Origin of the sequence: Agromyces neolithicus (assembly GCF_039529735.1) — a bacterium.
Classification (GTDB): Bacteria; Actinomycetota; Actinomycetes; order Actinomycetales; family Microbacteriaceae; genus Agromyces; species Agromyces neolithicus.
In genome coordinates this window covers 77989-94127 of sequence record NZ_BAAANJ010000021.1, presented here as the reverse complement: position 1 = coordinate 94127, position 16139 = coordinate 77989, and the positions used below count along the sequence as shown (strand labels likewise).

General features: G+C 69.3%; 17 protein-coding genes, 1 tRNA gene and 1 pseudogene. 15 read left to right on the top strand and 4 right to left on the bottom strand.

The window, feature by feature from the left end; genetic code table 11:
* Nucleotides 1–14 precede the first annotated feature (14 nt).
* Nucleotides 15–557, bottom strand: a complete 543-nt coding sequence (locus ABD164_RS17375; protein ID WP_344297847.1) for a 2'-5' RNA ligase family protein — start codon at nt 555–557, stop codon at nt 15–17.
* Between the two features lie 61 nt (nt 558–618).
* On the opposite strand from ABD164_RS17375, the pseudogene ABD164_RS17370 reads away from it, so the two are divergent.
* The 14 genes and pseudogenes from ABD164_RS17370 to ABD164_RS17305 form a co-directional block, all read left to right on the top strand.
* Nucleotides 619–723: pseudogene (locus tag ABD164_RS17370) on the top strand (16S rRNA (cytidine(1402)-2'-O)-methyltransferase); the annotation flags it as partial.
* A gap of 54 nt (nt 724–777) precedes the next feature.
* Complete coding sequence (locus ABD164_RS17365; RefSeq protein WP_344297845.1) at nt 778–1344, top strand: type IV toxin-antitoxin system AbiEi family antitoxin domain-containing protein; 567 nt, start codon at nt 778–780, stop codon at nt 1342–1344.
* A gap of 4 nt (nt 1345–1348) precedes the next feature.
* Complete coding sequence (locus ABD164_RS17360; RefSeq protein WP_344297843.1) at nt 1349–2275, top strand: nucleotidyl transferase AbiEii/AbiGii toxin family protein; 927 nt, start codon at nt 1349–1351, stop codon at nt 2273–2275.
* Nucleotides 2276–2342: 67 nt separating this feature from the next.
* A complete protein-coding gene (gene rsmI / locus ABD164_RS17355; RefSeq protein WP_344297841.1) occupies nt 2343–3167 on the top strand; it encodes a 16S rRNA (cytidine(1402)-2'-O)-methyltransferase in 825 nt (274 codons plus the stop codon).
* A 103-nt stretch (nt 3168–3270) separates the two neighbouring features.
* Entirely contained in the window at nt 3271–4413 is a 1143-nt protein-coding gene (locus ABD164_RS17350) for an NADP-dependent oxidoreductase (protein ID WP_344297839.1), read from the top strand.
* Nucleotides 4414–4762: 349 nt separating this feature from the next.
* The gene (metG, locus tag ABD164_RS17345) at nt 4763–6322 is read left to right on the top strand and encodes a methionine--tRNA ligase (protein ID WP_344297837.1); all 1560 of its coding nucleotides are present in this window, start codon (nt 4763–4765) and stop codon (nt 6320–6322) included.
* A gap of 154 nt (nt 6323–6476) precedes the next feature.
* Nucleotides 6477–7367: a TatD family hydrolase gene (locus ABD164_RS17340; RefSeq protein ID WP_344297835.1), complete on the top strand. Its 891-nt coding sequence runs from the start codon at nt 6477–6479 to the stop codon at nt 7365–7367.
* Between the two features lie 30 nt (nt 7368–7397).
* A complete protein-coding gene (gene rsmA, locus ABD164_RS17335; RefSeq protein ID WP_344297833.1) occupies nt 7398–8279 on the top strand; it encodes a 16S rRNA (adenine(1518)-N(6)/adenine(1519)-N(6))-dimethyltransferase RsmA in 882 nt (293 codons plus the stop codon).
* A 9-nt stretch (nt 8280–8288) separates the two neighbouring features.
* On the top strand, nt 8289–8831 hold the full coding sequence (locus ABD164_RS17330; RefSeq protein ID WP_344297832.1) for a DUF4287 domain-containing protein: 543 nt from the start codon (nt 8289–8291) through the stop codon (nt 8829–8831).
* A 41-nt stretch (nt 8832–8872) separates the two neighbouring features.
* On the top strand, nt 8873–9805 hold the full coding sequence (locus ABD164_RS17325; protein WP_344297830.1) for a 4-(cytidine 5'-diphospho)-2-C-methyl-D-erythritol kinase: 933 nt from the start codon (nt 8873–8875) through the stop codon (nt 9803–9805).
* A 37-nt stretch (nt 9806–9842) separates the two neighbouring features.
* Nucleotides 9843–11654 carry an ABC-F family ATP-binding cassette domain-containing protein gene (locus ABD164_RS17320; protein ID WP_344297828.1) on the top strand — a complete coding sequence of 604 codons (1812 nt, stop codon included), beginning with the start codon at nt 9843–9845 and terminating at the stop codon, nt 11652–11654.
* A gap of 192 nt (nt 11655–11846) precedes the next feature.
* The gene (locus ABD164_RS17315; protein WP_344297826.1) at nt 11847–12740 is read left to right on the top strand and encodes a MetQ/NlpA family ABC transporter substrate-binding protein; all 894 of its coding nucleotides are present in this window, start codon (nt 11847–11849) and stop codon (nt 12738–12740) included.
* Between the two features lie 102 nt (nt 12741–12842).
* Nucleotides 12843–13871 (top strand): methionine ABC transporter ATP-binding protein, encoded by a 1029-nt coding sequence (locus ABD164_RS17310; RefSeq protein ID WP_344297824.1) that lies wholly within the window; start codon nt 12843–12845, stop codon nt 13869–13871.
* The gene (locus tag ABD164_RS17305) at nt 13871–14530 is read left to right on the top strand and encodes a methionine ABC transporter permease (protein WP_344297822.1); all 660 of its coding nucleotides are present in this window, start codon (nt 13871–13873) and stop codon (nt 14528–14530) included. Before ABD164_RS17310 ends, ABD164_RS17305 begins: the two co-directional genes overlap by 1 nt.
* Nucleotides 14531–14639: 109 nt before the next feature.
* Here ABD164_RS17305 and ABD164_RS17300 read toward each other — a convergent pair whose 3' ends face one another.
* From ABD164_RS17300 to ABD164_RS17290, 3 genes are read right to left on the bottom strand one after another with little or no spacing between them, the layout of a single operon-like run.
* Nucleotides 14640–15131, bottom strand: a complete 492-nt coding sequence (locus tag ABD164_RS17300; protein ID WP_344297820.1) for a MarR family winged helix-turn-helix transcriptional regulator — start codon at nt 15129–15131, stop codon at nt 14640–14642.
* Nucleotides 15132–15186: 55 nt separating this feature from the next.
* Nucleotides 15187–15624, bottom strand: a complete 438-nt coding sequence (locus ABD164_RS17295; RefSeq protein ID WP_344297818.1) for an SRPBCC domain-containing protein — start codon at nt 15622–15624, stop codon at nt 15187–15189.
* Nucleotides 15621–15941 (bottom strand): ArsR/SmtB family transcription factor, encoded by a 321-nt coding sequence (locus ABD164_RS17290; RefSeq protein WP_344297816.1) that lies wholly within the window; start codon nt 15939–15941, stop codon nt 15621–15623. The genes ABD164_RS17295 and ABD164_RS17290 overlap by 4 nt, the downstream gene beginning before the upstream one ends.
* 125 nt (nt 15942–16066) lie before the next feature.
* On the opposite strand from ABD164_RS17290, the gene ABD164_RS17285 reads away from it, so the two are divergent.
* Nucleotides 16067–16138: transfer RNA gene (locus tag ABD164_RS17285), tRNA-Gln, on the top strand.
* Nucleotide 16139 lies beyond the last annotated feature (1 nt).

Below are 16139 nucleotides of genomic sequence, written 5' to 3'. Positions count from 1 at the left end.
CCAACCCTAACGATTCAACCCGTGAGTTCGAATCGCCGCAGGGTGCGCCACGACTGCGGCGCATCCGAGCCGGCCATCACCGAGACCGCGCTCACCCGCGCGGCGAGCGGCAGTAGTGCCGACACGCCCTCGGCGGCAGCGACCATCTCGCCGGAATCGGCGCGGTCGGCGATCGTGAGATGCGGCACCGGCTCGTCGACGCCGCCGCTGTAGGGCTCGCACTCGGGGAATGCGGATCGGATGCGCTCGATCAGCCGTGAGAACGGCGCGACCGGCGTCGGCGCCAGCCAGAGCACGTCCCGCCCGAACCACGACGCGGTCGCGAACTCGGCGTCGAAGGGCGGCACGCCAGCGATCGCCGCGCCGAGCGCGCCCCACACGGCGACGTCGAGGCGGTTCGGCGGCACGAACGGATAGAGGAGGGTCACATGGGCGGGCACTCCCAGCGCACGGCTCGGGTCGAGGCGGGTGCGGTACACGTCGAGTTGGGCGTCGAGCGTGCGGAACTCCACGACGACGGCGCTGCGGGCTCGGTGCGCGCGGTCATTGTCGCTCATGCGCTCATCCTCCCAGTCCTCGGCACGGAGCACGCGCTGGTGCGGTGCCATGCTTGAGTGCATGCTCATCCTCGCAGCGACGCCCATCGGCAACCTCGGCGACGCGTCGGCGCGACTGCGCGAGGCGCTCACGGTCGTGGCATCCGAAGACACTCGCATCACGCAGCTTCACCCCGCCATCGCACCTGTCATTACCTTACCTTTTTGATAAGGTTTTGACATGGTGGTGACGAAGCTGGAGCGGTTGCGCGAGATCGCGCTAGACCAGCACGGCTTCGTGACGACCGAGCAGGCGGCCGGGATCGGTGTGGTGAACGCGGACCTGTCGACGATGGTGTCCCGTGGTCGTCTCGCGCGGGTGGCACATGGTGTGTACAAGGTGCCACAGGTTGTCGAGTCTGAAGTCGACCAGTATCAGCTCGCCGTGCTCTGGTCGGGCGCGCCCGAGGCAGTGCTGAGCCATGACACCGCGATGGAGGCCTGGGGGATCAGCGATGTGAACCCCGACCGTATCCACGTGACAGTCGCGCGTCGTCGGCGCTTGCGCAGAGCTGGCAGCGAGCGCTACGTCGTCCATCGCGAGGATCTCGACTCATCGCAGCTGACGTGGTGGCAGGGCGTGCCGATCGTGACGGTGCCGACCGCGATCGGACAGTGCATCGCTTCGGGGATGCCGACGTACCTGATCCGGCAGGCGATCGAGCGCGCTGGCCGTACCAGTCTGCTGCCTTCGTCCGAGCGGCAACGATTGACCGCTGAACTGGAGTCCCGAGACCTTGGAGCCTGAACCGATGAACCTCGCGGCGGCGGTGAACGGACTGGCGCCCAAAGCCAAGTCGCCGGCGTCGGCGCGGGTGCTCAACGCCTGGATCGCGCAAGCCCAAGACCGCCTCGGCGCTTCGGGGCCACGACTGGGATGGCTGGTGGCTGCGACCGTCGTCGCCGCCGCGCTGCAGCGCGCGGTCGATGAGTCCGGTGCGGCGCTGTTCCTCCTCAAAGGTGGGACCATGCTCCAGTACCGCCTTCCGGGCATGTCTCGGACTACGCAGGACATCGACGGCCTGGTCCGCGGTGACCTCGACCGTTTCCTCGCCAGACTCGACGAGTCTCTCGGCGAGCCATGGGGACCACTGACCCTCGTCCGCGGTGAAGTCGAACTGATCGACGTACCACAACGACTCGTGAAGCCTCGACGCTTCGACATCACCGTGCAGCTCAAAGGCATCACCTGGCGGCGAGTGCCGGTCGAGATCGCCCCCGACGAAGGCGCTGCCGGCACCCGGGCGGAGGCGATCCGCCCGCCCTCGCTGGCCGGTTTCGGGCTCCCTACCCCAGGACAGCTCACGAGCCTGTCGATGAGCTACCAAATCGCGCAGAAGATCCACGCCTGCACCGATCCGCACGATCCGCCCGTCTTTGTGAACGATCGGGCCCGTGACGTCATCGACCTGCTGCTCCTGCGCGACCTCATCGACCACACCGGCGAACCGACCGCCGCCGAGATCCGGAAAGCAGTCGAAGACGTCTTCGACGCCCGCATGACGGAAGCGCAATCCGCTGGCGGCCTCGCCCGTGTATGGCCCGCTCGTGTGACCGCCCACCCGCACTGGGAGACCAGTTTCACCACCGCGGCTGGATCCGCGGGCCTCGCGTTCTCCCTCGACAGCGCCGTCGCGGAGGTCAACAGCTGGCTGGACCGTATCGGCCGCGCAGGGTAGCGGGCGCGTCACGTTGTCGGTATCGGCAACAGCTATCAGCGCGGCGCCGGGTGCCATGCTTGAGTGCATGATCATCCTCGCGGCGACGCCCATCGGCAACCTCGGCGACGCGTCGGCGCGATTGCGCGAGGCGCTCGAGACGGCCACGGTCGTGGCATCCGAAGACACTCGCGTCACGCAGCGCCTGCTCGCCGGACTTGGCATCGCGAACCGGCCGCGGCTCATCGCCCTGCACGAGCACAACGAGCGGCAGAAGGCGGGCGAGCTCGTCGAGCTCGCCCGCGAGACCGACCTGCTCGTGCTCAGCGATGCGGGCATGCCGACCGTGTCGGACCCGGGGTTCCCGCTCGTCGCCGCGGCCGCCGCGGCGGGGGTCGAAGTCACTGCGATCCCCGGGCCGTCGGCGGTCGTCACGGCCCTCGCCGTGTCGGGCCTGCCGACCGACCGGTTCGCGTTCGAGGGCTTCCTTCCTCGCAAGGCGGGCGATCGCGCTCGCCGCATCGCGGAGCTCGCGGGCGACCGGCGGACCCTGCTGTTCTTCGAGGGGCCGTCGCGGCTCGCGGCAAGTCTCGCAGCGCTCGCCGATGGGTTCGGCGCCTCGCGTCCCGCGGCGGTGTGCCGTGAGCTCACCAAGCTGCACGAGGAGGTGCGACGGGGCCCGCTCAGTGAACTGGCCGAGTGGGCCGAGGGCGGAGCGCGCGGCGAGATCGTGATCGTCGTCGGCGGGGCCGACGCCGTCGAGGCCGACCCCGAGGGCGCGCTCGGACGGGTGCTCGAGCTCGCGGCATCCGGAACCCGATTGAAAGACGCCGCCGCGCTCGTCGCCGGCGAGACCGGACTCGGTAAGCGCGACCTGTACGAGGCGGCGCTCGCCGCACGGCGGGCGAACTAGCGCATCCCCCGTATGAGGCACAAGACCCTGTCGTTTCCGTCAGAACAGGCGGAGAATGGCAGTGACGCGCGACGGTGCTGAACCTACGACCGCGGAGGAGAGCATGGAACACACGCTTCGAACCCACGCAGTCCGATTCGCCGAGTTCGGCGGCCCCGAAGTGCTCGAGGTCGTCGAGGTGCCGACGCCCCAACCGGGCGAGGGCGAGGTGCTCGTCGAGGTGTTCGCCACAGGGTTGAACCCCGTCGAGAGCGCGATCCGGCGCGGCGACCACCCCGAGCGGTGGCCGGTCGAGTTTCCGTCGCCACAGGGCCGCGACCTCGCCGGAGTCGTCGTCGCCGTCGGACCGGGCGCGCAGCAGTTCTCGCGCGGCGACGAGGTCATGGGATACGTCGACCGCGGCGCGCAGGCGACGTACGTCGCCGTGCCCGAGCGACAACTGCTGCCGAAGCCGCCGTCGCTGACGTGGGAGGTCGCCGGTTCGCTGTACGTCGCCGGCACCACGGCATGGACCGCCGTCGAGGGTCTCGGGCTGGGTCCGAGCGACGAAGTCGTCATCACCGCCGCGGCGGGCGGGGTCGGATGCCTCGCCGCACAGTTCGCGCGCATGAAGGGCGCCACCGTCATCGGCACGTGCGCCGAGATGCGATTCGACTTCCTGCGGCAGTTCGGCGTCATCCCGATGGAGTACGGTCCCGGGCTCGCCGACCGCGTGCGCGTGCTGGGCGACGACCCGAACCACCCTGCCGGCGGGCGGCCGGTGAGCGCGTTCCTCGACTTCCTCGGCGGGCAGACGCACGAGGCGATCAAGCTCGGGGTGCCCCGCTCGCGGATCCTCACGATCCTCGACTGGGATGCCGTGAAAGGGTCCGACGCGGTCGAGCTCTACCCCGGAGACGTCGTCGCGCTCGGCCGCGTCGCCGCGCTCGTGGCCGCGCGTCGAGCACGCCTGCCCATCGCCGACATATTCCCGCTCGACTCGATCGCCGACGCCTACCGGGCGCTCGACCGTCGTGAGGCGCCGGGCAAGATCGTGCTCGGGCTGCGGGTCGTCGACTATCCCGGGCAGAAGGTGAAGGAACCCGCGATCAAGGAGCAGGACGTCACGCTGGGCGTGCCGACGCCGCATGCGCATCTCGATGTGGAGGAGGCCGTACCGCCGGCAATCGGCGACGGCAGCGTGCGGCGCCGGCACCGTGAGGAGCGCGAACGCGCGCGCCTCGCTGAGGAGTCGTCGGATGAGTAGGGCCGAAGGCCCGTATCGAGATCCTCTGGCGCGTTGGTCTCGATACGGCGCTGCGCGCCTACTCGACCGACGGTAACGCGGCGGCAGCGCGTCGGTCTCGATACGGCGCTGCGCGCCTACTCGACCGTCGGTAACGCGGCGGCAGGGCGTTGGTCTCGATACGGCGCTGCGCGCCTACTCGACCGGCGGTAACGCGGCGGCAGCGCGTCGGTCTCGATACGGCGCTGCGCGCCTACTCGACCGACGGTAACGCGGCGGCAGCGCGTTGGTCTCGATACGGCGCTGCGCGCCTACTCGACCGACGGTAACGCGGCGGCAGGGTCATCCGCTCGCCCATAGGATTGAGCGCATGGCCGACGGCTCCTCGTTCTATGTCACCACGCCCATCTTCTACGTGAATGACGTGCCCCACATCGGGCACGCCTACACCGAGGTGGCCGCCGACGTGCTCGCGCGCTGGCACCGCCAGGCGGGGGCAGACACGTGGATGCTCACGGGCACCGACGAGCACGGCCAGAAGATCCTGCGCACGGCGACGGCGAACGGCGTCACCCCGAAGCAGTGGGCCGACAAGCTCGTCGACGAGGCGTGGAAGCCGCTGCTCGCCACGGTCGACATCGCGAACGACGACTTCATTCGCACGACCGAAGATCGGCACGAGCGCAACGTGCAGAAGTTCCTGCAGAAGCTCTACGACGATGGACACATCTACACGGGCGAGTACGAGGGCTACTACTGCGTCGGCTGTGAAGAGTACAAGCAGCAGTCCGAGCTCGTGCAGGGAACAGGCGAGTACGAGGGCCAACTGGTCTGCGCGATCCACTCGAAGCCCGTCGAGCTGCTGCACGAGAAGAACTACTTCTTCCGCATGTCGGCATTCGCCGACAAGCTGCTCGCCCTCTACGACGAGCGGCCCGACTTCGTGCAGCCCGAATCGGCGCGCAAAGAGGCGGTCTCGTTCGTGAAGTCGGGGCTCGCCGACCTGTCGATCTCGCGGTCGACGTTCGACTGGGGCGTCAAGGTGCCGTGGGACGAGTCGCACGTCGTCTACGTGTGGTTCGACGCGCTGCTCAACTACATCACGGCGGTCGGCTACGGCGACGATGACGACTTGTTCGCCAGTCGCTGGCCGGCGCAGCACCTCATCGGCAAAGACATCCTGCGCTTCCACGCGGTGATCTGGCCGGCCATGCTCATGGCGGCGGGCCTCGAGGTGCCGAAGGGCGTCTTCGGTCATGGCTGGCTACTCGTCGGCGGCGAGAAGATGTCGAAGTCGAAGCTCACCGGCATCGCGCCCGAACAGATCACCGAGACCTTCGGCTCCGACGCGTTCCGCTACTACTTCCTGCGGGCGATCGCGTTCGGCCAAGACGGCTCGTTCTCATGGGAAGACCTCGCGGCGCGTTACCAGGCCGAGCTCGCCAACGGTTTCGGCAATCTCGCCTCGCGCGTCATCGCGATGATCACGCGCTACTGCGACGGTGTCGTTCCGACCGGTGGCGAGCGGTCGGCCGCCGACCTCGAGATCGCCGCGGTCGAGCAGCGGGCGACGGATGCCTCGTGGTCGGCCATCGGGCGCATCGCGATCCACGACGCGATCGGGGCGGCGTGGGAGCTCGTCGACGCGCTGAACGGCTACCTCACCATCGAAGAGCCGTGGACGCTCGCGAAGGACCCGGCGAAGCGCGAGCGGCTCGAGACGGTGCTCGCCACCGCGTACCACGGCCTCGGCACGCTCGCCGTGCTGCTCTCGCCGGTGCTGCCCGTGGCCACCGCGAAGCTCTGGACCGCGCTCGGCGCACCGGGCACCGTGCAGCAGCAGCGCATCGACCGCGCCAACGAGTGGACGGTCGGCACGCAGGTCGCGCCCCTCGAGGCGCTGTTCCCGCGCGTCGAGGTCGCCGAGTGAGCACCCGTCGGTCGAGTAGGCCGCGACGAAGGAGCAGCCGTATCGAGACCCGGTCGCGAGGGTCTCGATACGCGTCCGACTCCGTCGGGCGCTACTCGACCGGCGGTCGATACGCGTCCCACGCCGTCGGGCGCCACTCGTCAGGCGACAGAGCGTGACCGACCACCTGCGCACACGCGCCGACGGCGGGCGGGCGGCCGAGTACCCGCCCGCGCCCGAACCCCTCGCGGTGGCCGTGTACGACAACCACACGCACCTCGAGATCGCCGACGGCGCCTTGCCGCTCGATGTGCACGAGCACCTCGAGCGCGCGGCGTCGGTCGGCGTGGCGGGTGCCGTGCAGGTCGGCACCGATGTGGCCACGAGCCGCTGGTCGGCCGAGGTGGCGGCGCGCGAACCACGGTTGCTCGCCGCGGTGGCGCTGCACCCCAACGAGGCGCCCGAGCTCGAGGCATCCGGCGCCCTCGACGACGCCCTGGCGGTCATCGACGAACTCGCGGCGCAGCCGCGTGTGCGCGCGATCGGCGAGACCGGGCTCGACTTCTACCGCACCGACGAGGCCGGGCGACCGGCGCAGTTCCGGTCGTTCGAAGCGCACATCGACATCGCCAGGCGGCACGGGCTCGCACTGCAGATCCACGATCGCGACGCGCACGACGACGTGGTCGCGACGCTGCGCCGGGTCACGGCTCCCGAGCGCACGGTGTTCCACTGCTTCTCGGGTGATGAAGCGCTCGCCCGCCTCGCTGCCGACGAGGGTTGGTACTGCTCGTTCGCGGGCAACGTGACGTTCAAGAACGCCGAGAACCTGCGCGAGGCGCTGCGTGTGCTGCCCGCCGACCGCATCCTCGTCGAGACCGACGCGCCGTACCTCACTCCCGCGCCGCTGCGCGGGCGCCCCAATGCCCCCTATCTCGTGCCGCACACCGCGCGGTTCATGGCCGACGTGCGCGGCGTCGGCATCGATGAGTTCTGCGCGCAACTCGCGTCGAACACGGTGGCGGTCTACGGCTCATGGCAAGATGAGGCCCGTGGGGGGCATTGATCAGCGGGATTCCGGCGTCAGGGGTGCGGCGTGAACGCACACCGGCATGAGGCGCCGGGCAACGGTGCCGCCGTCGCCCCGCGCCTGCTCGGCCCAGCCGAGATCCGCGACCTCGCCCAGCTGCTCGATGTCACGCCCACGAAGAAGCTCGGGCAGAACTTCGTGCACGATGCCAACACCGTGCGGCGCATCGTGCAGACCGCGGGCGTCGAGCGCGGTGAGACCGTGCTCGAGATCGGCCCCGGGCTCGGCTCGCTCACGCTCGGACTGCTCGAGGCCGGGGCATCCGTCATCGCCGTCGAGATCGACCGTCGCCTTGCCGAGCAGTTGCCGCACACGGTGCGCCTCATGCAGCCCGGCACCGAGCTCACGGTCGTGCACGACGACGCCATGCGGGTCACCGAGCTGCCGGGCGAACCGGTGCGGCTCGTCGCGAACCTGCCGTACAACGTGTCGGTGCCGGTGCTGCTGCATCTGCTCGAGCACTTCGCGTCGCTGCAGTCGGGCATCGTCATGGTGCAGGCCGAGGTCGGGCACCGACTCGCCGCCGAACCGGGCTCGAAGGTCTACGGCGCGCCGAGCGCGAAGGCGGCCTGGTACGGCCGCTGGCGCATCGCCGGCCAGGTCTCGCGCATGGTGTTCTGGCCGGTTCCGAACGTCGATTCGGTGCTCGTCGGCTTCGAACGAGCGGATGTCCCCGGAACCGAGGCCGAACGCGTCGCCACGTTCGCGCTCATCGACGCCGCGTTCCAGCAGCGCCGCAAGATGCTTCGGCAGGCGCTGTCGGGCGTGCTCGGCGGGTCGTCTGGGGCGGCGTCGGCGTTGCTTGCGCAGGCCGAGGTCGATCCCGAGACGCGCGGCGAGCAGCTCACCGTGACCGACTTTCTGCGCATCGCGCGGGTCGCGCGGTAGCGTCGACACATGGCAGAACAGACAGTCGGTTCCAACACCGACGGCGTCGGAGACGACGCCGTGCGCGAGGCCACGGGCCGGGGCCGCGACGAGTGGTTCGCCCTGCTCGATGCGGCCGGGGCGACCGGGTGGAGGCACCGCGACATCGCGGGCTGGCTTGTGAGCGAGCATCGCGTCGATCCGTGGTGGAGCCAGAACCTCACGGTCGCCTTTGAACAGACGCGGGGCATCCGCAGCCCTGGCCAGCGACAAGACGGAACCTACGAGGCGAGCGTCACCCGCACCGTCGCCCTCGAGAAGACCGAGGCGCTGCGCGCGCTGGCAAAGGTGGTCTCAGGAGCGCTCGACGTCGAGCCGCTCGCGCTCAATCTCGAGGCCAAGAACGCGACCGCGCGGTTCCCGATCGACGACGGCGAATTCGTGCTCGCCTCATCGAGCGACCGGCCCGGCGGCAAGGCCTCGATCGGGCTCGTCTGGGGCCGCATGCCCGACGACGCGCGCCTCGCCGAGGTCAAGTCGCGCATGCGCGAGTGGCTGAATTCGGTCGGCTGACCCTCCGGCTCGGGCGCCGGCCCGTGGGATAGCGTGGACGCATGACGATCGCCTGGGCCGACGAGGCAGTGCACGTGCGGGCGCCCGGCAAGATCAACCTGTTCATGCGCGTCGGCGCGGCACAGCCTGACGGATACCATGACGTCGCCACCGCCTACCAGGCCGTCTCGCTCTACGAAGACGTGCGCGCGTGGAACGACGACGAGTTCAGCGTCAGCTTCGGCGGCTCGATCGACACCTCGGGCCTCGTCACCGACGGCACCAACCTGGCGATCAAGGCCGCGAAACTGCTCGCACGCACGGTCGGGGTTCCCGGCGGCGTGCGCCTCGAGATCGAGAAGAACGTGCCGATTGCCGGCGGCATGGGCGGGGGCTCGGCCGATGCTGCGGCGACACTCGTCGCGTGCGACGCGCTGTGGGGCACGGCGCTGCCCAAAGAAGAGCTGCACGCGCTCGCCGCGAAGCTCGGCGCCGACGTGCCGTTCGCCCTCACCGGCGGAACCGCCATCGGCACCGGGCGCGGAGACCGGCTGAGCCCGGCGCTCGCCACGGGGTCGTTCCACTGGGTGCTCGCGATCGCCGAGTTCGGCCTGTCGACGCCCGGGGTGTACCGCGAGCTCGATCGGCGGCGCGAGGCGTTCCCCCCACTCGACCTGCGCGACGCGGCACCGACGGTCGACGCCGCGGTGCTGCAGGCCCTGCGGGCCGGCGATGCGCGTCTGCTCGCCGAGGTACTGCACAATGACCTGCAGGCTGCTGCCCTCGGGCTCGCACCCGGTCTCGGCGGCATACTCGAACTCGGCGAGGCGCACGGCGCGCTCGCCGGGCTCGTCTCGGGGTCGGGGCCGACCGTGGCCTTCCTGGTCGATGACGCCGACACGGCCATCGAGTTGCAGGTCGCGCTGTCTGCCGCGCGGCTCACGGCGGTGCACGTGCACGGGCCGGTGCACGGGGCGCGAGTGCTGCCGAACTGAGTTCGCCGCGCAGCGCGGCGACTAGGCTCGTCAGGACATGGCACACCTCCTCGGCGCCGAGCGCCTGCACCTCGAGTTCCCGACGCGCACCGTCTTCGACGAGGTCACCCTCGGCATCGACGAGGGCGACCGCATCGGCGTCGTCGGCCGCAACGGCGACGGCAAGTCGACCCTGCTGAAGCTGCTCGCGGGTCGCCTCGAGCCCGACGGCGGTCGGGTGACGCTGCGTGGCGGCATCCGAATCGGCATGCTCGACCAGGCCGATGTCGTCGATCCCGGGAAGACGGTCGCCGAGGCGGTCGTCGGCGACATCGAAGAGCACGTGTGGGCGGGTGACGCGAAGGTGCGCGACGTCATCGCCGGGCTGCTTGCGGATGTCCCGTGGAACGCGCAGATCGCGAGCCTCTCGGGTGGGCAGCGACGACGGGTCGGGCTCGCCGCGCTGCTCGTCGGCGACTGGGACGTCGTGTTCCTCGACGAGCCCACCAACCACCTCGACGTCGAGGGCATCGCGTGGCTCGCGGGGCACCTGAAAGGGCGGTGGGCGGCGAACGCGGGCGCGCTCGTGGTCGTCACCCACGACCGGTGGTTCCTCGACGAGGTCTGCACCGCCACGTGGGAGGTGCACGACGGCATCGTCGAGCCGTTCGACGGCGGCTACGCCGCGTACGTTCTGCAGCGGGTCGAACGTGATCGCATGGCCGCGGCATCGGAGGCGAAGCGGCAGAACCTCATGCGCAAAGAGCTCGCGTGGCTGCGGCGCGGCGCCCCCGCGCGCACCTCGAAACCGAAGTTCCGCATCGAGGCGGCCAACCAGCTCATCGAGAACGAGCCGCCGGTGCGCAACCCGGTCGAGCTCAACCGGCTCGCCGTCTCACGGCTCGGCAAAGATGTGGTCGATCTGATCGACGTGGGGGTCGTGTACGACCACAAGACCGTGCTGCACGAACTCGAGTGGCGCATCGCACCGGGGGAGCGCACCGGCATCCTCGGCGTGAACGGCGCCGGCAAGTCGACGCTGCTCGGGCTCGTGACCGGGGCGGTGCAGCCGACGACCGGGCGGGTGAAGCGCGGCAAGACCGTGAAGATCGCGACGCTCAGCCAAGAGCTCGCAGAGCTCACCGAATGGGCCGACCAACGCGTGAGTGCCGTCGTCGCAGAGCAGCGCACGAGCTACGCCGTCGGCGTGGGGTCGAAGGCCGTCGAGCTCACGCCCGGGCAGCTGCTCGAGCGCCTGGGGTTCTCGAACGCGCAGCTGTCGACGCCCGTGAAGAACCTCTCGGGCGGGCAGAAGCGGCGCCTGCAGTTGCTGCTGATCCTGCTGCAGGAGCCGAACGTGCTCATCCTCGACGAACCGACCAACGACCTCGACACCGACATGCTCGCGGCCATCGAAGACCTGCTCGACTCCTGGCCCGGCACGCTGCTCGTCGTCTCGCACGACCGCTACCTCATCGAGCGGGTCACCGACCGGCAGCTCGCGATCATCGACGGGCACCTGCGCGACCTGCCCCGCGGCGTCGACCAGTACCTCGAACTGCGCAAGGGTGTCGATGCGGCGCGGGCTGCGACGGGGTCTCGATACGGCGAGGGCGCGCCTACTCGACCGGCGGAGGCACAACTCGCGGGCGCTGACCGGCGCAACGCCGAGAAGGAGCTCAGCTCGATCGACCGCAAGCTCGAGCGGCTGCAGGCCGACATCGCCGCCCAGCACGAGAAGCTCGCGCGTCACGACCAGTCCGACTACGTCGGGCTCGGGGCACTCGGCGACGAGCTGGCGCGGCTCGAGGCATCCGTCGCCGATCTCGAAACGCGCTGGCTCGAAGTATCTGAACTTCTCGAGGGGTAGCGTCGCAGAATCTGTGACCCACTGTGACCGCCGCGTGCGGTGAGGAAAGAATCTTCGCCTAACGTAGGAGTTGCGCCCGCGCTCGCGGCATCGTCGCCCTCCCACTGTCACGAACAGGGGCGCAGCTCTGCCTCCCACCTGCTGACCAGCACTCGATCGCGGCGCGCCAAAACGCGAAAGGGAACCACTCACATGTCACAGCGCTCCACGTTCATCGCCGCACTCGTCGCGGCACCGCTCCTCTTCGGGCTCGCCGCCTGCGCGTCGCCTGCCGCCGGCGAGGGCGACGCCTCGGGCGAGGTCGTCAAGATCGGCGTCGTCGGCGCGGGCGATGCGCAGTGGCCCGCCTTCGAAGAGGCCGCGGCCGCCGAGGGCATCACCGTCGAGATCGTCGACTTCTCGGACTACGCCCAGCCCAACCCCGCGACGACCGAGGGCGAACTCGACCTCAACCAGTTCCAGCACATCGTGTACCTCGCCGACTACAACGTGTCGGCCGCAGAAGACCTCACGCCGATCGGCTCGACCGCGATCTACCCGCTCGGCCTCTACTCGCAGAAGTACGACTCGGTCGAGGACATCCCCGAGGGCGAGACGGTCGCCGTGCCGAACGACGCGTCGAACCAGGCGCGCGGCCTGCTCGTGCTGCAGTCGGCCGGCCTCATCGAGTTGAAGAGCGGCGGCACGATCTTCTCGGACCTCGCCGACGTCGACGAGGCGAAGTCGAAGGTCAAGGTCACCGCGCTCGAGGCGTCGCTCACCCCGACCTCGCTGCCCGACCTCGCCGCGGCGATCATCAACAACGACTTCGTCGAAGATGCGGGCCTCAGCTTCGAAGACGCCATCGCGCAGGACGACCCGAGCGACCCGAACGCGCTGCCCTACGTGAACATCTTCGCCACGCGCGCCGAAGACACCGACAACGAGACCTACCTGAAGCTCGTCGAGATCTTCCAGACCGACGAAGACGTGCAGGCAGGCCTGCTCGAGTCCTCGGGCAACACGGCGGTCGCGCTGCAGACACCGGTCGCCGACCTTGAGGAGTCGCTCGCCAAGGTCGAGTCCGACACCGAAGCCAACGGCTGATCGGCTCAGCTGACCAGCACGCAGCACGGGCGGTGGCGACCGGAACGGTCGCGCCGCCCGATGCGCGTTCCACGAGACCGCCAGGTCTGAAGGAGATCCAGGATGCCGCTCGTCGCACTCCGTGACGTCACGAAGACGTATCCCTCGCCCGAGAAGGGCGGCGACCAGATCGTCGCCGTCGACGGCGTCTCGCTCGACATCGAGGCCGGTGACGTCTACGGCATCATCGGCTACTCGGGCGCCGGAAAGTCGACCCTCGTGCGACTCATCAATGCGCTCGAGCCCGCGACGTCGGGCAGCATCGTCGTCGACGACACCGACATCACGAGCACGCCCGAGCGCCGGCTCCGCGAGATGCGGCTCGGCATCGGCATGATCTTCCAGCAGTTCAACCTCTTCAACTCGAAGACGGTGTGGAAGAACGTCGCCTACCCGCTCACCGTCGCCGGCCGCCCGAAGGCCGAGATCGCCGCCCGCGTCGACGAGCTGCTCGAGTTCGTCGGTCTCACCGACAAGGCGCGCAGCTATCCCGACCAGCTCTCGGGCGGTCAGAAGCAGCGCGTCGGCATCGCGCGGGCACTGGCGACCTCGCCGCGGATCCTGCTCGCCGACGAGGCGACGAGCGCGCTCGACCCCGAGACGACCCAAGAGGTGCTCGCGCTGCTGAAGCGCGCGAACCGGGAGTTCGGCATCACGATGATCGTCATCACACATGAGATGGACGTCATCCAGTCGATCGCGACCAAGGTCGCGGTGATGGACGGCGGCCGCGTCGTCGAGAACGGCGACGTGTTCGACGTGTTCTCGAACCCGCAGGTGCCGTCGTCGCAACGGTTCGTGTCGACGGTCGTCAAGGGCATTCCGTCGCCCGCCGAACTCGAGGTACTGCGTGAACGGCACACGGGTCGCATCGTCACGATCTCGTTCCGCGACGGCGATGCCTCGCAGGCGGCCGTGTTCCTCGAGCTCGCGACCGCGGGCCTCGAGTTCGAGCTCGTCTACGGCGGCATCAACGACATCCAGGGGCGCGCGTTCGGGCATCTCACCCTCGCGATCAGGGGCACGGATGACGCGACCGATGCCGCGCTCGCCCGAATCGCCGAACGCGTCGACGTGACGGAGGTTGCCTGATGGATCGCCTGTTCGAACTCGGCAGCGAGTTCTGGGTCGCCGCCGCCGAGACGCTCTACATGGTGGCGCTCACGCTGTTCTTCGGCGGCATCCTCGGCCTGTTCATCGGCGTCGCGCTCTACACGACCAGGCCGGGCAGCCTGCTCGAGAACAAGGTCGTGTTCAACGTCGTCAACGTCGTGATCAACTTCTTCCGGCCGATCCCGTTCATCATCTTCATCCCGGCCGTGCAGCCGCTCGCGAGGCTCGTCGTCGGCACCGGAATCGGCAACAACGCGCTCATCTTCGCGCTCTCGCTCGCCGCGTCGTTCGCGATCGGGCGCATCGTCGAGCAGAACCTGCTCACGGTGTCGCCGGGCGTGATCGAGGCGGCCAGGGCGATGGGCGCGGGACCTGTGCGCATCATGCGCACGGTCGTGCTTCCCGAGGCGCTCGGCCCGCTGATCCTGGGCTACACCTTCGTGATCGTCGCCATCATCGACATGACCGCGGTCGCCGGTTACATCGGCGGCGGCGGCCTCGGCAACTTCGCGCTGGTGTACGGCTATCGGCAGTTCGAGCCCGTCATCACATGGGCAGCGGTGATTCTCATCGTGATCTTCGTGCAGGTCGTGCAGTTCTTCGGCAATTGGCTCGCACGCAAGGTGCTGCGGCGGTAGCGACTCGTCGTTCGCGCGGCTTGCACGGGAGCAAAGTTCGCCCGCGAGAGCAACCGACGAAGGTTGCTCTCGCGGGCGAACGTTGCTCCCAGAGGGCGGAGCGAGCGCCTCAGTCGAACCCGAGGCTGAGTTTTCGCAGCAGGTCGGCGAGCCGCTTCTGCTCGGCCGCGGGCAGGCTGCGCAGCAGCACCGACTCGGCGTCGACGAGCCGGGTGATGGCCGCGTCGACGCGCGTCAACCCCGCCTGGCTCATCTCGACGAGGATGCCGCGGCCGTCGTTGGGATCGGTCTGCCGCGACACGAGTCCGCGCTCGACGAGCCGGTCGATGCGGTTGGTCATCGTGCCGCTCGACACGAGCGTCTGCTGCAGGAGCTGCTTGGGGGAGAGGCGGTACGGCGAGCCCGCCCGGCGCAGCGCCGAGAGCACGTCGAACTCGGATGCCTCGAGCTCGGACCGCGCGAACGCTTCGCGCCGGGCGCGATCGAGGTGCTTCGCGAGCCGCGCCACGCGCGACAGCACCTGCAGCGGCGCGAAGTCGAGGTCTGGTCGCTCGCGCTCCCAGTCGTCGACAATGCGGTCGACCTCGTCAGCATCGGTCATGCAGCCATTATCGCGGCCATCGCCGACAGCCGGGCACGGGGCGCGCCCCGCCCGCTCAGTCGGCTCGCGGCAACCCGGCGCCGGTCTCGAGCAGCGTCTTCATCGAGCTGAGCACGTACATCCAGCCGGGTCCGCTCACGTCGGCGGCGGTCTTGGGCGACGCCTCGAGCCGGTCGTGCGTGAGCGTGAGCAGGCAGAGCCTGTCGCCGCGCGGCTCGATCTGCCAGGTCACCCGGCTCGCAGGCTCGTCGGCGGTGTCGGGGTCGTACGATGAGCGCCACTCGTGCACGAGACGCCTGGGCGGGTCGAACTCGAGCACGGCGTCGGTGCCCATGTCCTCGTCGCGCCACACCGACGTGCGCCTCTCGGGGGTGACCTCGATCGCGGTCTCGTAGAAGTACTGCACCGTGCGTTCGGGATTCGTGATCGCCTGCCAGATGTCTTCGGCGGTCGCGCGGATGAACACGTGGTAGATCTGCCTTGCCTCGGTCATGACTCCTGCTCCAGTTCTCGCTTGAGTTCGGCGAGGTACGAGGCCGGCCCGGCCCGGTACTTGTCGATCCATCGGTCGTGGATGAGCCGGATCGGCACGACGTTCAGGTAGTGCAGCTTCTCGCGCCCCGAGCGCTGTGCGACCACGAGCCCGGCGTCTTCGAGCACTCGCAGGTGCTTCATCACGCCGAACCTCGTCATCTCAGCGAGGCCCTCGAGGTCGGAAAGGCGTGCCCCGTCGTGCTCGAACAGGTGGTCGAGCAGCCGCCGCCGCGTCGGGTCGGCGAGCGCCTTGAACACCGCGTCGTCATCATCCATCATCGACAGAATACGTGACTATTTGGTCACCTTTCAAGGGTGCGACCATGAATCGTCGAATCGGATGTCCCGTCCGCGTCTGGCAGACTGGAGGGCGCTCGAATCTCCCGAACGGGTGCGAGTGGTCCGCCATGGTGTAACGGCAGCACGACAGCCTTTGGAGCTGTGAGGACCAGGTTCGAATCCTGGTGGCGGAGC

What these genes read in the sequence shown, in the direction of transcription:
- ABD164_RS17375 (WP_344297847.1), bottom strand. Translation starts at nt 557, where the DNA reads ATGAGCGACAATGACCGCGCGCACCGAGCCCGCAGCGCCGTCGTCGTG.
- ABD164_RS17365 (WP_344297845.1), top strand. Translation starts at nt 778, where the DNA reads ATGGTGGTGACGAAGCTGGAGCGGTTGCGCGAGATCGCGCTAGACCAG.
- ABD164_RS17360 (WP_344297843.1), top strand. Translation starts at nt 1,349, where the DNA reads ATGAACCTCGCGGCGGCGGTGAACGGACTGGCGCCCAAAGCCAAGTCG.
- rsmI (WP_344297841.1), top strand. Translation starts at nt 2,343, where the DNA reads ATGATCATCCTCGCGGCGACGCCCATCGGCAACCTCGGCGACGCGTCG.
- ABD164_RS17350 (WP_344297839.1), top strand. Translation starts at nt 3,271, where the DNA reads ATGGAACACACGCTTCGAACCCACGCAGTCCGATTCGCCGAGTTCGGC.
- metG (WP_344297837.1), top strand. Translation starts at nt 4,763, where the DNA reads ATGGCCGACGGCTCCTCGTTCTATGTCACCACGCCCATCTTCTACGTG.
- ABD164_RS17330 (WP_344297832.1), top strand. Translation starts at nt 8,289, where the DNA reads ATGGCAGAACAGACAGTCGGTTCCAACACCGACGGCGTCGGAGACGAC.
- ABD164_RS17325 (WP_344297830.1), top strand. Translation starts at nt 8,873, where the DNA reads ATGACGATCGCCTGGGCCGACGAGGCAGTGCACGTGCGGGCGCCCGGC.
- ABD164_RS17320 (WP_344297828.1), top strand. Translation starts at nt 9,843, where the DNA reads ATGGCACACCTCCTCGGCGCCGAGCGCCTGCACCTCGAGTTCCCGACG.
- ABD164_RS17315 (WP_344297826.1), top strand. Translation starts at nt 11,847, where the DNA reads ATGTCACAGCGCTCCACGTTCATCGCCGCACTCGTCGCGGCACCGCTC.
- ABD164_RS17310 (WP_344297824.1), top strand. Translation starts at nt 12,843, where the DNA reads ATGCCGCTCGTCGCACTCCGTGACGTCACGAAGACGTATCCCTCGCCC.
- ABD164_RS17305 (WP_344297822.1), top strand. Translation starts at nt 13,871, where the DNA reads ATGGATCGCCTGTTCGAACTCGGCAGCGAGTTCTGGGTCGCCGCCGCC.
- ABD164_RS17300 (WP_344297820.1), bottom strand. Translation starts at nt 15,131, where the DNA reads ATGACCGATGCTGACGAGGTCGACCGCATTGTCGACGACTGGGAGCGC.
- ABD164_RS17295 (WP_344297818.1), bottom strand. Translation starts at nt 15,624, where the DNA reads ATGACCGAGGCAAGGCAGATCTACCACGTGTTCATCCGCGCGACCGCC.
- ABD164_RS17290 (WP_344297816.1), bottom strand. Translation starts at nt 15,941, where the DNA reads ATGGATGATGACGACGCGGTGTTCAAGGCGCTCGCCGACCCGACGCGG.